Source organism: Pseudomonas sp. GL-B-12 (assembly GCF_019955895.1).
GTDB lineage: Bacteria > Pseudomonadota > Gammaproteobacteria > Pseudomonadales > Pseudomonadaceae > Aquipseudomonas.
Genome location: NZ_JAHBCX010000011.1, coordinates 22,110 through 36,796 on the forward strand (window position 1 = coordinate 22,110; position 14,687 = coordinate 36,796).

17 protein-coding genes are annotated in these 14,687 nt (G+C 59.4%); 3 read left to right on the plus strand and 14 right to left on the minus strand.

The features are described 5' to 3' along the window. Positions 1–159: 159 nt before the first annotated feature. A complete protein-coding gene (locus KGA85_RS06145; protein WP_032830353.1) occupies positions 160–357 on the plus strand; it encodes a hypothetical protein in 198 nt (65 codons plus the stop codon). Positions 358–489: 132 nt separating this feature from the next. On the opposite strand, the gene KGA85_RS06150 is transcribed toward KGA85_RS06145, so the two are convergent. Together KGA85_RS06150 and KGA85_RS06155 are read right to left on the minus strand one after the other, a co-directional pair. Next, a complete protein-coding gene (locus KGA85_RS06150) occupies positions 490–1,452 on the minus strand; it encodes an ArdC family protein (RefSeq protein WP_223542987.1) in 963 nt (320 codons plus the stop codon). Positions 1,453–1,577: 125 nt separating this feature from the next. Next, complete coding sequence (locus KGA85_RS06155; protein ID WP_223542988.1) at positions 1,578–1,916, minus strand: hypothetical protein; 339 nt, start codon at positions 1,914–1,916, stop codon at positions 1,578–1,580. 455 nt (positions 1,917–2,371) lie between these two features. Between KGA85_RS06155 and KGA85_RS06160 the strand changes: the two genes are divergently transcribed. Next, on the plus strand, positions 2,372–2,755 hold the full coding sequence (locus tag KGA85_RS06160) for a DUF3742 family protein (RefSeq protein WP_081360895.1): 384 nt from the start codon (positions 2,372–2,374) through the stop codon (positions 2,753–2,755). A 10-nt stretch (positions 2,756–2,765) separates the two neighbouring features. Here the strand turns inward: KGA85_RS06160 and KGA85_RS06165 are convergent, their stop codons facing one another. From KGA85_RS06165 to KGA85_RS06185, 5 genes are all read right to left on the minus strand, one after another. Next, positions 2,766–4,310 carry a conjugal transfer protein TraG N-terminal domain-containing protein gene (locus tag KGA85_RS06165; RefSeq protein WP_223542989.1) on the minus strand — a complete coding sequence of 515 codons (1,545 nt, stop codon included), beginning with the start codon at positions 4,308–4,310 and terminating at the stop codon, positions 2,766–2,768. A gap of 10 nt (positions 4,311–4,320) precedes the next feature. Beyond that, positions 4,321–4,629 (minus strand): hypothetical protein, encoded by a 309-nt coding sequence (locus KGA85_RS06170; protein ID WP_223534593.1) that lies wholly within the window; start codon positions 4,627–4,629, stop codon positions 4,321–4,323. 3 nt (positions 4,630–4,632) lie between these two features. Then, positions 4,633–6,015 (minus strand): integrating conjugative element protein, encoded by a 1,383-nt coding sequence (locus KGA85_RS06175; protein ID WP_223534591.1) that lies wholly within the window; start codon positions 6,013–6,015, stop codon positions 4,633–4,635. Beyond that, positions 6,012–6,968: a TIGR03756 family integrating conjugative element protein gene (locus tag KGA85_RS06180; protein WP_223542990.1), complete on the minus strand. Its 957-nt coding sequence runs from the start codon at positions 6,966–6,968 to the stop codon at positions 6,012–6,014. Before KGA85_RS06180 ends, KGA85_RS06175 begins: the two co-directional genes overlap by 4 nt. 117 nt (positions 6,969–7,085) lie before the next feature. Further along, on the minus strand, positions 7,086–7,340 hold the full coding sequence (locus KGA85_RS06185) for a helix-turn-helix domain-containing protein (RefSeq protein ID WP_044269235.1): 255 nt from the start codon (positions 7,338–7,340) through the stop codon (positions 7,086–7,088). Positions 7,341–7,509: 169 nt separating this feature from the next. Between KGA85_RS06185 and KGA85_RS06190 the strand changes: the two genes are divergently transcribed. After that, on the plus strand, positions 7,510–7,767 hold the full coding sequence (locus KGA85_RS06190; protein ID WP_223510717.1) for a LasR-specific antiactivator QslA: 258 nt from the start codon (positions 7,510–7,512) through the stop codon (positions 7,765–7,767). A 13-nt stretch (positions 7,768–7,780) separates the two neighbouring features. Here the strand turns inward: KGA85_RS06190 and KGA85_RS06195 are convergent, their stop codons facing one another. Genes KGA85_RS06195 through KGA85_RS06225 form a run of 7 tightly spaced genes read right to left on the minus strand, consistent with a single transcriptional unit; the run spans position 7,781 to position 14,680 of the window. Then, positions 7,781–10,555 (minus strand): conjugative transfer ATPase, encoded by a 2,775-nt coding sequence (locus tag KGA85_RS06195; protein WP_223542991.1) that lies wholly within the window; start codon positions 10,553–10,555, stop codon positions 7,781–7,783. Next, positions 10,555–10,971 carry a TIGR03751 family conjugal transfer lipoprotein gene (locus KGA85_RS06200; protein ID WP_223542992.1) on the minus strand — a complete coding sequence of 139 codons (417 nt, stop codon included), beginning with the start codon at positions 10,969–10,971 and terminating at the stop codon, positions 10,555–10,557. Before KGA85_RS06200 ends, KGA85_RS06195 begins: the two co-directional genes overlap by 1 nt. Next, positions 10,934–12,451 (minus strand): TIGR03752 family integrating conjugative element protein, encoded by a 1,518-nt coding sequence (locus KGA85_RS06205; protein WP_223542993.1) that lies wholly within the window; start codon positions 12,449–12,451, stop codon positions 10,934–10,936. The genes KGA85_RS06200 and KGA85_RS06205 overlap by 38 nt, the downstream gene beginning before the upstream one ends. Further along, the gene (locus tag KGA85_RS06210; RefSeq protein WP_223510721.1) at positions 12,441–13,253 is read right to left on the minus strand and encodes a TIGR03749 family integrating conjugative element protein; all 813 of its coding nucleotides are present in this window, start codon (positions 13,251–13,253) and stop codon (positions 12,441–12,443) included. Before KGA85_RS06210 ends, KGA85_RS06205 begins: the two co-directional genes overlap by 11 nt. Continuing rightward, a complete protein-coding gene (locus KGA85_RS06215; RefSeq protein WP_223510722.1) occupies positions 13,250–13,891 on the minus strand; it encodes a PFL_4703 family integrating conjugative element protein in 642 nt (213 codons plus the stop codon). The genes KGA85_RS06210 and KGA85_RS06215 overlap by 4 nt, the downstream gene beginning before the upstream one ends. Further along, entirely contained in the window at positions 13,888–14,301 is a 414-nt protein-coding gene (locus tag KGA85_RS06220) for a TIGR03750 family conjugal transfer protein (RefSeq protein ID WP_223510723.1), read from the minus strand. Before KGA85_RS06220 ends, KGA85_RS06215 begins: the two co-directional genes overlap by 4 nt. Before the next feature lie 7 nt (positions 14,302–14,308). After that, a complete protein-coding gene (locus tag KGA85_RS06225) occupies positions 14,309–14,680 on the minus strand; it encodes a TIGR03745 family integrating conjugative element membrane protein (protein ID WP_223510724.1) in 372 nt (123 codons plus the stop codon). Positions 14,681–14,687 lie beyond the last annotated feature (7 nt).

Sequence of the window (14,687 nt, forward strand, 5' to 3'; positions counted from 1 at the left end):
AAGTCCCCATTCCCTTCCAACCCTTACCCGTCCTTTTTGGCTCGTGTCCCTTTGTGCGGCAATCGGGATATTGATTTTGCTAGACATCGTTTTTGTTGGGGGCTAGTACGGAAAAGACAAGAGTCGGTACACTGCGGTGCATATTTTTTGGGTCTTGCCATGAACCTCACTGACGCCACGCTGGTGCTGCTCCTTGCGGCACGTATCCATGGGACAGACGAAGCCGTCAGGGCCTCGGCGAAGAGCGTGGTCAAGAAGTTGCCGCGTAGTAAGCGCGATCTGATCTACAAGGTGATCGACAGCCGGAGACCGCTCGAGCTGGTGGATTTTCTGGCGCAGAACCTGGATGCGGAATGACAGGCTGCTGGTGTGCGCGCCTCTCTTGTTCTTTGCGTCAGAGTCCCGCGGCATGGAGCTTTTCTTCTGAGCATAAAAAAGGGCCCAACTCGTGTCAGGCCCTTTGAAGCGTTTGCAACGGTGAGGTATCGATTAAGCTCCATCGTTCATGCAAGGCGAGTCATCCATGACCGCTTGCTTCAGTTGCTGCTCCAAGCTGAGTACATACACCGAGGCGCTTCGGGCGTGACCACTGGCACGAAAGATCGCGCGCTTGTCTGCCTTGAGCAGACCGAGCCAGGAGTCGATATAGCCCTCGTGCCGAAGCTCTCCCTGTATACCGGAGTAGGCACATAAAAACGCAGCGCCCATTTCGGCGATCAACTCCTCAAACGCGTAGCCTGGCGAGCCAAACGGACATACTGACGTCACGCCTTCGCGCTGCAACCGAGTGCGATGCCCGGTCCAGTGCGTCAGTTCGTGCAGTGCGGTGGCGTAGTACCCACCTTCATCGTGAAATTGCGCTTTTGTCGGCAGTTGGATGAGATCCCTGATCGGGTGGTAAAAGGCTTCATCTGCAGATCGATGAACGATGTGTGCCCCCGAACTTAACAGCAGGTTTTCCGCAGCGCTGTTGGGCTGGAAGGGATCACTCTGTTCCGTCTCGAGCAGGGTTTCATTGAGCATTTCGAGCCCCTCCGTTTGCTCGATGTTGAACAGAAAATGCGTCCTGAGAATGCCAAAGTGAGCGACCTTGGGCTGACCGTGTTCATCAAGTGCGGGTTGGCCTGACTCGGTCTGTTCCTCGCGCTCCATCGGCTTGTAGAGCACCGCCAGGGTGCTGTGCTCACCCTTACGGATGTGCCCACCGGCCTTTCTGGCTTGGTTGAAGGTCAGCCAACGATCTTGAGTGAATCCCTGCAACCTGGCTTCGGCCCAGAGCAGTGGCAAGTTGATACCCGAATAGGGACGACGCGTGATGGCGTTGATGGGGTAGGGTTGATGATTGCCGACGTAAGCTGAGCCACTTGAGGACCAGGGTTTGATCCAGGGAGCAACGCCTTGGTCTAACGCGGTAACGATTTTGTCAGTCACGTCTTGGTAGATATCGCGCATGGCATTTTCCTCGAGAGAAAACGGAGGAACGCCTTGCCCGTCGGGGAGGGTTCCCCGGTGGGTGATGGTTGGATTGATGCGGGTCTTGCATGCTGTCTGAGTGTGGATCGGGGTGCCGAGTACGGTTATCTGCGTTTAGCGTTGGCCTCTCCTGCAAGCGCTATCAGCAAGGCGCCAGGCTGACCCGGTTCTTGGAGTAGGCTGAGACTCAATTGCAGCAACGGGTCGTGGTCTAAGTGATCTGTTGGTTCAATGTGGATTACCTCGAACAGCACAAAGGGCTCGTGTGGAGAGGCCAGGTGAGCCTCGAAGGCTGCGCGCAATACGTGGCTCAGCCGATCGACCTGCAGCTTCACAGCGTGATCGGAGCGCTCGAGCAGTACTGCGTGTTGCCACGCGCCAGGAGTGAACACAATGGGCAACCGAAGGGTGTTCAGTGCTTCCGGTGTAAGTGAATCGGACATGGTGTGCCTCCGTTGAAAGCGCGAAGAAACCTGTCCCGTGGGGGAAAGAACTTCCCCGCGGTGGGTTGCAGAAAAACAAGAAGGTTCGCCTGGCGAGCAGCGCTCGAAAGGCGCTCAGGAGAGCAGTAGGCGTTCATCACCATAGAAACGGTGACCGTGCGAGCTACCGAACGCTAATCGCACTTGGGGAGAACCATCACCGAAGTGACGTAGTCTTGAAGGCTCTGGCTACCTGGGCAGGTGCTGTCGATAACAGCGATCCGTACCTTGTATTTAGCCGGACGATTTATCTGGGTCAATCACTGGAGAGAAGCTGGTTCACGGGGCTTGTCTTCTGTCTTCCAGTGAAGATTTTTCGGCTGGGCAAACTGATAAACGGTCAGACACGGACAGTTTTCAGTAGTAGGCTGTTACTCCTGTCTCAACCATGAAAACGCTCAGAAGAGGGCGAGACCATGCCGACGCAGAACCCTGTTCAGAATTCACGTGCCCACCGCTGGGCGTATACCTGTGGCATGTCGATAAAGCGTGGGTATCGCATACTGAAAGCATTCGAGACCCGTTTAGCTGAGCGCGCGATTGTGGCAGGTGTGCCTGCGGGTAATTTACTCGTTCGCGGAAGCTTTCTGATCGCCAAGTTCACTATGGTGGGAGCGTTGCTTTTTGTAAGTTTTTGGCTGTTCCTGTCGTTGATGACTCTAATGGGTTTGTATTGGGTAATCGTCCATCGCCGCCCCAACGCCTCAAAGGACTTTTACGGGGCTCAGGCATTCGGCGATCCTTATGGAGAGTACGAACTCAATCGTGCACCGGGACAGCCTGACCTGGACGAGCATTAGTGGGTTGTCGTTAGCTTTTTCTGATTGAAGTACCTGCAGAGATCAGAGCATCAGTACCTTTCGAACCCGCATTTTGTGCACTGAGTGTCCCTTTTCCTAACATGCCTTCTGCTATGGAACCTACGCTATATCCGGCCCAACTCATTGCGGCTAGAAAGACCATTGGCAGCACGATGAACATCGCCCCCATCACATACTCAATTACCTGCGCCGTGACCGTCCCATCCATAAGCCCGGATGTGGGCAGCGATAACAGCACTTGATTGGACGCCGACACTTGGTTGTACAAGGTGTCGAGCATGCTGGAGTCGACCCAGCGCGCCAGTTCCCACCAGAAGGTCAGGATGTGCAAGGTGAACAGCGCGAACGTCACCGTCATGACGGTCTTCAACTGGTAGGTACTGACCAACAGAATCAGCGGCAGGCTGATGATGACGCCCATGATGAGGAAGGCCTGCACCATTGGCAGAGCGGCACGTAGCGCATTCATCGCCGGGAAGTTGCTGAAGGAGCCAAGGGCTAGCCCGGTATTGGTGGCGAGATTATTGAGCCCCTGATTGATCGACCCGCCGCGAGCACTGGAGCCATAGTCCTGGTACACCTGTCCGGGCGACATGGACATCGATTGCTGGCGCGGGCTTACCAGCTCACGCAGGGTGGCATCCTCGATCTCGTTGCTCGAACGACCAGTCAACCAACCTTTCAGCTGAGTCAGCAGCGAAGGATCGACCTGCTCGATCAAGCGCCCGCGCAAGCCAACACCGCTGTCGCTCCACCACTGCTTGCAGGTGGGGTAGCCCGCGCCATTCTCCAGCCGCGGTAAGGAAACATCGCGGCTTTCGTCATACGGCCAGCTGACTCGCGGTGTGCGTGAGCGATCGGTGTCGTAGTAGCCGGGCGTGTCGAGAAAATAGCTTGAGCCGATCCAGGACGCGTCGTGACTTTGTGCCTTGTCCAACTGCGGGCGGTTGGTGAACAGCCGAGAACGCGAATAGCCATAGCAGTCGCGGGTGAAGTCGGCGACTTCCTGCAGCAGTACCTGGCTGTCGATGCGCGAGCTGTCGATTTCCATGCGCATTTGCCGGATATCCGGTGCGCAGGGAATGGTAGCCGTGGCTGCGGCGGTGATGCCTTTGCTCAAGGCATGCACCAGAAACCACCAGATCGGTACGTTGGCGGAGCGTTCGCCGATAGTATTGAAGGTCCTCCCCCAGGCGGTTTCCGTCGGTTTGGCCACACTCACGCCGCAGCGCTGACTCGCCGCATCATCGAACGTCATTGACGAGAGGTTCAACGGAAAGACCGGCGCGCAACCGAACAACACGACGATGTAGGCCAGCCACAACCGGTTCTCGATCCGCGGAACCGAGAGCAGTCCCTTGTTGCCTTCATCCGCGCCTTGCTGACGGGCCGACAACCATTCTTGCAAAATGATTGCGCCAAAGGGCGCGGCGAACAGTCCGGTGTCGGACAGGACGCTCCAGAGGCCGTTGTTGATGATCAAGGCCAGCAGGGAGAGGTAAAACTCCAGGTAGCTGTTGGTGCTCATGAGCATGGTGGTGATCTCACAGTCGGGTGAGTTCGACGCAGGTAAAGAGCACGAGCCCTAATGTCCCGATGCGTTTCACGCGCAGTCGATCCTGTGGTCGATGTCGGTTGCGCCGAAGCAGACCCCACCAGAGCGCAAAGAGGGCGCCGTAGAGCAGGGCACGCCACCACCGCAGATAGGGCCGTACGGATTCGAATGCCTGCTGCCAGGCCTCGAAACTACCCAGTGCAGTGCGGCCGATCCAGGCGACCAGTGCGGCGCTCAGGATCATCACTGCGGCAATCCCCAGACCTGAAAGCAGAGTGAACAGCCGTGAGCGTTTCATGGCTCACTTGCGCCTGGCGTCTGCGTCATTGAGTCGGCCGGGCTCGGGATCACCTTGTTCGACGGTGCGCGAAGCATCGGCACCACCCGCATGCCGATCGAGCACCAGGCTGGCGGTATTGGTGGCCAGCATCTGCCGGACCTGCAGTTCGGTCTGCAGCAGGCGTATTTCGCGCTCCAGAGCGTCGATGTTTTTCGTTAAGGCGGTTTGGGCTGGCTCGGCGGAGGCGATGTTCGGTTCGTGACTGCCCGCTAGCAGCGTGCGCAGTAGCAGCAACGCTCTGTCGAGCACACTGGACAAGGCTGTCTCACTGGCCAGACGTCGCGCCAGGAGGTCCTGGTCAGGATCATCGCGCAGGGCTTCGACCACTCCACGGGTCACGGGCAGCATCGGGCTGGAGGCTTTGGCCAGATTGTCAGGGGTAGGCGGCAGTGAGCCCGACAGCAACCCTTGCAGGGCCTTGAGGCGTTCGCTGTAGGCCTCTTGAATCAGCGGCGTCAATCCACTGCCAGCGGTCGCCCGCAGGGTTTCGCAGCTGTCGCAGGTCGCGACTTCGCTCTCGCCCAACACCCGAACGGCCCACTCGGATTCCTCCTGGGGCGAGGCCCAGGTTTGGCAAATAGCCCCGCCTAAGCAGTCGCTGCTACTGATCGAGGTGCGGTCATCCACCGTACGGTTATGCAGCAGGTTATAGCCCGCGCGCACCACGTCGGAAGTCACCCGAATGGGCGTCTGCCCGTTACCTCCGGCCTTTGAGCCGCCGACCCAGGGCACCCCATTGTTGCCGTTATGGGTCTCGGTATTTTTCACCGCAGCCACCGCATCACCGCCGGTTTGCTCCAAATTGCCCTGCATTTCTTGGTTCTTGGCCAGCGCGCCCCAGTCGGCTTGACCGACCTTGTCCGCCATCTTCTCGGCCATGGCTTGGCAGGTCAGTTTGGAGCGATCGAAGTCGATGCGACCCTGCATCACCCCGTTGCTCAACAACTCATAGAGGCCGGGGTTGGCGCGTTGTATGATCAACGCTGGCAGCGACATCACCGCTTGGGTCGCGTTCTGCACGATGCTGCCCATGATCTGCTGGAAGCCTTCGGTGGCGCCGTTCAGCTGGTTTTGCAGGGTGTTGGTGAGACTCATGTTTCCACACATCATGTTCGCTCGCCAGGACCCGCCGACACCCAGACCGCTGGGTCGGTAGAGCGAGCTCGGTGAGCCCACTGCCGAACCGCCACCGATGGTGTACATCACCCGATCATCGAGTACCTCGCCTTGAGTGCCCAGACGGTAATCGCCTTCGGCGGCCTGGGCATGCGTGGCAATGGCGAGCAGTCCGTAGAGCAACAGACTCATCGTGCCCAACCAGGGGCGCACGAGAAGCCGTCTCATGACGGACCGCCTTCGAAATCGATGTTGAACAGAAAGGTCTGCCCCTCACGTTTGCAACAGCTGTAGGGCCGCCACAACGACCAGATATAACCGCCATCCGCGCTCTGTACCGGATCGCTGGGGAAGATGGCGCACGTCGGCTGAATCTGAGGGGAGAGCAATTGCCATTTGTGGGTCGAAGCGTCGTTCTCAACGATCGGGCCAGGCGGCCAGTAGCCGTCGCGTTTGGCGGGCGTGAGCGGTACATACACATGCGGCTGCCCGTTACGGGTAATCACATCGCCGGCCCGTTGCGCCATGACTGCGGCGGCTTTGAAGTCGTCGGGCTGCACCAGAAAGCCCTGCCGGGGATAGACGTTGCCCCACATGTTCTCTGAGGCCTGACTACCGATTTCACGGATCCCTGGCATGAGCGACTCGGGGTAAAGACTTTCCGGTATGCCATGGCGCCAGGCCAGTGAGTCCAGGGTGCTCAGGTAGTAGGGCATGAACGCGGTTGCGCCGCTGGCGCAGGCATAGCCGGATTGAGAGGCCAGTTGTGTGGCGGCCCAGCCACCTGGATGACCAATGCCATCGACGTTCTTGAAACGGGACAGGTTGTCGCGCTGGGTGTTCGGGGTGATCAGGTTACCGCCACCTTCCGCACCGCTGATGGGAGAGGAGAGGGTGGCCATCTCGGTCCATGGGTTATTGCCCGTGGTGGCGTAGCTCGAGACCACGAGTTCAGGAATGAAATGACGCACCTTGGTCGAGGTTTTGACTGTGCAGCCGAAGGGTGTGCAGAGCAGCCAGAAACAAATGCCAACGACCCTGTAGGCGAGACAACTTGGCGAAAGTACGGAGGACGTGATGCTGCCGGTATCCAGCGCCACGCTTGGCCCGCACGCCAGCAGGATGCTCAGCGCCAAAGGTCGTAGCTTCTGGGGCGCAATTGACGGGCATACGACAGACATGATCCAGGCTCTTTGGGCTAATGGCCTGGACACGTTCAATGATTGAACCTACACCGTCAGTGATAAAGCTGAAGCTGACGTTGTCGGTTTACAAGGATTTTCAGGGCGACGAGGTGGCTATTCGATGTCCAGCACACGGCGAAGGGCGTCTGGCTCGGTGAGTAGCTGATCCGTCGTAACCTCAAGGATATTGGCGAGCTTGCACAGGACCATCAGCGACGGATTGCCCGTGCATCGTTCGATTTGACTGACGTAGGTACGATCGACCTCGGCCATGAGCGCCAACTGCTCTTGGGTAAGGTTCTTTATACGTCGCATCAAGCGGATGTTTTCCGCCAGTTGCAGACGCAGCTGTTCGTAGTCTTGAGTCATGCGCGCAAATTGCGCCTTGAGGGACTCTCAATCCACGGGATATAGTCTACATTGGTATTGATCTAGGCCATTTGATGCTGATGTCTGTTATCGAGCGTTCATTTGGTTTCGTTATGATTTCCAGGCTGGGTCCAGCGTCTAACAATAAAATCAGACATCTAGGGTGTGTATGGACGAAAACTACATTTCAATTCCTGCGGCGGATGGTTGCCCAAGTCTTCTGACACCCTGGGGCAACGAATTTGCCCCAATGATCGAACGTGGCGTGCAATGCGCTCAGGCTTGGCTTGATACGCCCGGCGAGATTCCACTGTGGTGGGAGCTGGCGCAAACACGCAAGACTCTTCCGGTCGGTGACTGCCAAGATGCTTTTGAAGCCGGATTTCTGTTGAGAATTCAGCAGCGGCTGCGAGGCGCATCGCAATAACCTATCCCTCGCTTTAGAGCGCGATACTCGAATAGATTTCGGGCTCTATTCCTCGCGCTCTATCGATCCGGTCAGCTACCCGGTAAGCCGCTTCCAACTCTGAGCAGCCATTCTCTTGCATCAGTGTCCAGCGCTCGGCTTTTTCCTCGGGCTCTGTCATGGCCAGGGCGAGATAGAGGCTGGGCGGCACGGCTCGAAACAGCGTTTCGAGCTTCTTCGATAGCACGACCCCTTCGGTGTATTTGCCTAGCTCCTTGCTGGCGGAGAGCAGCAAAGCTTTCTGTGCCGGCGTGAGTTTCTTGAACCGTGCGATTTCTTCGATTTCCGCCGGTGGCATGTTCAAACAAATCCACCATTCGATCATGTTGAGCATGGTCTGCGCAGCCGTGGGAAAGTCGGCAAGGTTCTGCGTGGCCAACCAGAACCAGGCGCCAAGCTTGCGCCACATCTTCGTCCCCTTGACCACGAACGGTGCCAGCAACGGGTTCTTGGTGATGATATGGCCCTCGTCGGTGACCATGATGATCGGCCGACCCAGATACTGATCACGCTCGGCGAGATTGTTCACGGTGTTCATCAGGCTGATGTAGCTGATGGACATCTGGGCTTCGTAGCCTTCACGAGCATAGGTGGCCAGGTCGACAATGGTCACATCGCTCTCGGGCCAAGGCGTGCCCTCGCGATCGAACAGTTCACCCTCGAAACCCTGGCAAAACAGGTCGATGGACTCGCCCATCTCCTGGGCACGTTCGCGACGTTTTTCCGGCAAGTGCGGGTCGACGGCGACGCGCAGCAAAGCGTTGCGCACGTCGCGGGTCAGCACCTGGCGGCTCGCTGCGACACAGGTCTGCGCCGCATCGAGAATGCACTCGCGAATCAAGCTGCGATCGGCTCGACTCAGACGGGCCTCTTCCTTGGCCTCGCCGCCGGTGATCATCAGCCGAGCGGTGATTTCCAGTTCGCCAAGAACATCGCGCTGGTCTTCGCGACTGGTTACCACCTCATCATCCAGCTCATCGATCGACAGACTCGAGACCTGATCCGGCTGCTCGACCAGGCGCCAAGCATCGGCGAACGGGGCGAGACTAACCGAGGCGCCAGGTTTCAATTGGACCTTGTTGATCGACAGGCCCTGTGTAGCGAAGTAGTCGCCCTGCAAGCCGAATGAGTTGCCGGCCTCGACGATAAACAGGCGAGGGCGGTACACGGCCATGACCTGCATCAGCAGGGTGACTAGGGTGGCCGACTTGCCGGCGCCGGTGGGGCCGAACAACAGCAGATGACCATTCATGGCCCGGTCCAGGCGTGACAACGGATCAAAGCTTAACGGTGAGCCGCCACGGTTGAACAGGGTGATGCCCGGGTGGCCGGTACCTGTGCTGCGGCCCCAGACTGGAACGAGGTTCGCCAGATGCTGGGCGAACATCAGGCGCGTGTACCAGTTGCGCGTGTCTCGGGCCGGGTTGTAAGCCATCGGTAACCAACGCAGGTAGCTGTTGCAGGCGGCGACTTCATCGCCTTCACGTACCGGTTGCAGCCCCGCACCCAGCAGCGCGTTGGCCAGGCTGACCGAGTGCTGGTGCAGTTGCTGCTCATCGTGACCGCGCACGTAGAACGCCAGCGTGCCGCGATACAGCTTGTGCTGGCGGCCGATGATCGCACGAGCCTCTTCAACGTCTTGGCGGGTCTGGGTCGAGGCCAGGTTTTCACCGATGGCTTTGCGGGCCAGGCGGTTCAACTGCTCCTCGAGCACATCCTGCGGTTTGACCACCAGGGTTAGGCTCATCACCGTACCTTCGGGTAACTGGTCGAACAGCGCATTCACCGCGTCGCCCTTGCGGGTTTCACCAGTGAGTTGGCCAATCAAGGGGGGCCGCCGCAGCTTGTCCACCACCATCACCCGGTGGGGCTGATCGTCGAAAAACCAGAGTCCGCGTTGGACATCCGAGCGCGGTTCGTTGAAGAACAGTCGCTCGGCGAAGTCATGATCGAAGGGCAGTTCCAGCGACTCGCCATCACCCGGCTCCGGAGAGGCCACGCGGCGGTAGAAATCCTCGGGCGCTTCAACGGTGAGCCTGGGTGCTGGATTGAACCAGGGCAACAACCAGGCATACAAACCTCGGCCATCGACTCGCGTCGATTGCACCCCGCACGCCTGCAAAGAAGCAGCGATACGTTCGCAAGCCTGTTGCAGGGATTGCACCGGGGTGAGTCCCGTCTCCTCGCCGTCAGACTCAAGCCAGCGATAGACCACCAGGCGCACCCGGCGGTTGTTTCCGCGCCAGGGCAGGCGCGTGACTGCCTTGTCCCCGAACAGACCGCCGGGCTTGGCGATGGCCGTCAGATGTCGGCGAGTAAGTTCCAGGTACGCTTCGGTGAACACCGTGCCTCGCGCGCTGTCCTGAATATAATCGGTGAGCCGGGTCAGGTAGGGGGTGAAGTCGTTGTCGTCCTGGCAGAAAAACTGCGCCACCCAAGGCGCTTGATCCAGCTCATCGAAACTGTCCTGCAGGGCATCTTCGAGGGCATCGCGGGCGGCCATCAGCCAATCAGGTTCGCGCCCTTCGGTGCCGATGGGCAGTAATTCGAAAACCGCACCCACCGAGCGATTGTCATCCAGTAGAAAACACTGTTCGGTGTCGAGGTATTCCACCCAAGGCAGGTGATCGGTGAAGCTGGGGTTGTGCGCATACAGTGCAGCTTCATCTGCCAAGGTGGCGCGAGGGCGCAATGGGTTGCGCCAGGCTTTCCACGCAGACGTGCGGTTGCCCGAATCGCCGGTACGCACTACAAGTCTTCCTGACGTTCACCCGGCAATGCGTACTGCACCCGTTGGTAGAACGGAAAGACGGTCGAGTAACCGGGGACCGGTGCCTGCTCGGTACCGCTCAGGTGCGGATACACGTACAGCACCAGATCGGGATTGGGCAGACGCGGGAACAGGCTGCGGATCTCGTTCGCCGCGGTGCGCGTGTACGGTTCTTGGAGAAAGGCGGAGAAATCTGCCTGGGTCAGCGGACGACGTAGCTGCTGCCGAGCATCCAGCAGTTGCTGCTGAGTGCCTTGCGAACCAGCACCGTTCCAGATGTCCAACATGGTTTGCTCACCATGGGGCAGAAGCGTCTCCTTGTCGGTGGAGCACCCCGCCAGGACCCAGCAGAACACGCTAATCCAGATCAGGCAGGGAGACAGGGTCTTTTTCATGGCGAACGCTCCGGCCCTTGGGCTCGTAGTCGATGGTGATTTCATGGTCGAGGTGCAATGCGACTTGGGCCGCCGGTGGCACATACACGGCCGCAAAGGCCTCGCCATACAGCTTGTTCACCCACTCACGGATGTCGCTGACACCACCACTGAGAATTGAATTCAGCGCACTGTTGCCCGTGCTGTTGGTGATCCCGAAGGTACTGCCGCCAGAACTGATCACGCTGCTGTTGTTCTGCTCATCCCCAAGCAAGGCGGCGACGCCCGCACCGGCCGCAGTGATCAGACTCTGGCTGCCGAGGTATTGCTGGGCGTTCGAGCGGCGCTCGCCGGCAATGCACGGGATGCCATACGGATCGGACAGGTAGCCGAGTCCGCCACGGATCTTGTCGGTGTTCGAGCTCTGGGTGGTGGAGGCATTGCGGCTGGCTACCGTTTTCGGCTGAGGCACCGTGCGGATGGTGCCATCGGTAAACACAAAGGTGATCGACTCGACCTGTCCACGTACGCACGACAGGGTCCAGTCACCGGACGCCGTGCCGCTCATCACGGCACCCGCAACGTCCGGCAGGTCGATGCCGTTCGCCGTCAGGTTCTCGGGGCCGACCAGCACCTTGAAGGGGTAGGGATCATTCACGGTGCTGTCTACTGGGACTCGGCCGATCAGCGCGGTCATAGCGACCGAGCCCATCAATGTCGCGTTTTCGGGAATGGTGTAGACCGGTTTCGCGCCTTCGGTTCGGTCAACGGATCGTGTCAGGTCACGCTCACCCTGGGTGACCGCGCGCAACTGTTTCTGGCTGCGATCAATAGCGTTATCGTTCAAACCTTCCAGTGAGTTGAAGGCAGTAGGCAGACTCAGTGTGGAGGCGGTATTGGTTTTGCCTCGGGCGTCGGTGGGCGGAGCATCCGCGGGTTCAATCCACTGCAGCGCATCATTGTCAGAATCCTGCCCTTCGAACTGAGCACCGTCGCCCGGCTCAAGCCCCAATCCGATCGGCATGTCCTTCCCCTTGCCGGTCAGCCCCGACAGCTGTTCCTGCAATTGCGTCAACAGACCACGGGCCTGGCGGCTGTCTTGTTCCGCTTTGAGCCGGGCCTCGCTGGTTTGTCGACGGCCTTCGTCGACCTGTTGGGTCACACTGCTTAGCGCCATCTGGATGCGCGAGTCGACACTGTTTTCCCGCTCACGCAGGCGGTTGTTCTCCGTCAGCAATGAGTCGTTGTGTTTCTTCAGGCCGAGCATGTCGCTGCGCATGGCCTTCACTTGACCGACCAGGGTGGCGACCGTGTCGCGTGGAGTGTCGCCCGCAATGCCGAGCGACTTGGCTTGCTCGGCGGATAACTGAAGGTTGCCCTGATCCACTGGGTTTTCTGAGGAGCGCGTGATGCCACCCGCGACCCATGTTTTCAGGATGATCAACACCACGGCTAGTAGGGCAGCCGGTACTAGCCATTTGAGCAGGACATTAGCTTTCATCGTCGGCACCTCGCGCAACGGGCGGGAGCAGCACGGCGTGTTCGAGGCCGGCACCGCGGGTGACGAGGTAGGCGATCGTGGTGTCTTCAGCACTGCCGACCGGTCCGAGGAATGAATGCTGGAAGGCCGCGGCGAACAGCTTGGCCTGAAGCCGACGTGGATCGAGTTGCACCGTTTCTGAGCCACGGTTGCGCAACTTCACCGCCGTCACCCAGTAATCACCGAGTCGCCAGGCGGCGATGGGCGTGCTGGACACGTTTTCGGTCGGCAGCAGGGTTGGCAGTTCGGTGCGCAGCTTGAGCGGGACGCGGCGTATACCGGGCAGAGACTCTACGGTGCGTAGCGGCGCGTACAGGCTTTGCGCGGCGTAGCGCGTCAACGCGACCGGGATCGGCGTACGTTGTGGAACAGGGACGGTGCTCGATTCAGCCTCGGTAGACTGCACCTGAGCATTCTTGAGAATGCGCACGGGCTCCAGCGGTTGATCGCCAGGCGTGGCCGCAATATCCAGGAGGATGATCTCGCCTGTCGCGACCGATTGCAGTTGTAATCGTGTCGGGGCAATGACTTCCGACGCTCGCAGGTACAGCGTGCCGCCAGTTGATTGCACGCGCAGCTTGCCCGTCAGGGTTGAGGGCACGCCGACTCGAATAGCCTCATCGACAAAGACCACCCGCTCTTGATTGATCACCAGTGGGACCGCGAGCGGTAGGCGTTCCCAGTGCATCAGCTCGACGGCCTGCGCTGCAGCTCCCCATAGCATCAGTGCGACGGTGAGTCCCAGGGTAGACATCCGCTTCATGGCTCACCTCCAGGCAGGGCGATTTTTTGCGGCGTGCCCTGATAACAATCCAGTGCCAGCCCCCACTTGTTACGCTCGGGATCCAGATCAAAACGCACCACGCGTAATGGATAACGCACGACCACCCGTTTCACCGGTTCGGCGGCGTAATACTCATCGGCGTTGAGGTCGAGCTTGACCAGCCAGCTGTCGCGGTCGAGTTGCTTAACCCGGAGTTCCGGATCTTCGCTGTAGCCTCGGCCCAGAATTTCATAGACGCCACGCACCCGCTGACGCAGTTCGCCGGCGGCCTTGCGGTACTCATAGTCGCCATTAAGGAAGGCCTTGCAGGCGGGTGTCAGGTAGGACTGCAAGCCATAGATGGCGCGGCGATAGTCCTGCTCTCCATCCGAGGGCCAGCGGTTGAGCTGACCAAAGATGTACAGGGCAAAGGCATAGACATTCTCTGAGGGGATATCCCACCACTTGCGCGTGCTGCCCGAGCGCAGATCCGGGGGAACATGCACGGTCAGATCGGTCGGTGCCGAGCGCCAGCCATACCAGAGTCCGGCACAGACCAGGGCGAGGATCACTACCGCCAGGCGTAGGCTGAAGATATGGGCCTGTTGGGCATCGACCTTGTTTCGAAATCGGCTCATGGCTGCCACCGGGACAGGGCAGGGCGCAGTCGACGCGAACGGCGAACCGTCCAGGCGCCGGAGTGGAGAATCAAACTGCCGCGCCCCAGGCGCCAACGGCTGGCGAGTATCCATTCGAGCTTGCGGTACAACCAGGTCTCGGGGCGAGCCCGTTTGGCCCGGCGCAGTAGCGTGCCACCGACAAACAACACCACCGCCATGCTGGCGATCATGCTGGTCGGCGCCGCGGCAATGGAGGCGGTGGCGATCGCCAGAGGAACACCCAGCACCAGGCCGACGAGTGCGCCGAGACCGAGTGCTACCCACATCTCATCATTGGTCAACCCTCGCAATACGGCGGGATCACGATTGAGTCGCTCCGGCAAAAAGACCAAGGTGCCGTCGGCAAGGCGTTCGATAGTGTCGTTCATGGCAACCTCAGAGAATTGCGGCAGCCTTGGTCAGGAACCAGATGATGATCACCACCAACAAGGCGCCGATGCCGACCACGGCGCCGAGGTCCTTCCAGGTCTTGCGCTGATTCTGTACGTCGGCATAGACGGTCAGCGAGTGCCAAGCCACGCCGAGAAAAGCGAGCAGGGCGATCAGCAGGCCGAGCAGGATGCCGCCGTCGTAGGCGTAGTTTTTGATCGTCTCGATCAACCCGGATCCTTCGCCGCGCGAAGGGGCTTCCATGGTCGGTAGTTCGGCAAAAGCCAGGCTTGGACCGAGTACCAGCAGTAGCCCGATCAAGCGTTGGCTCGCACGATCACGCAGGTTGTTTTTCAGAGGAGTAAAGTACTTGAACATGACGACA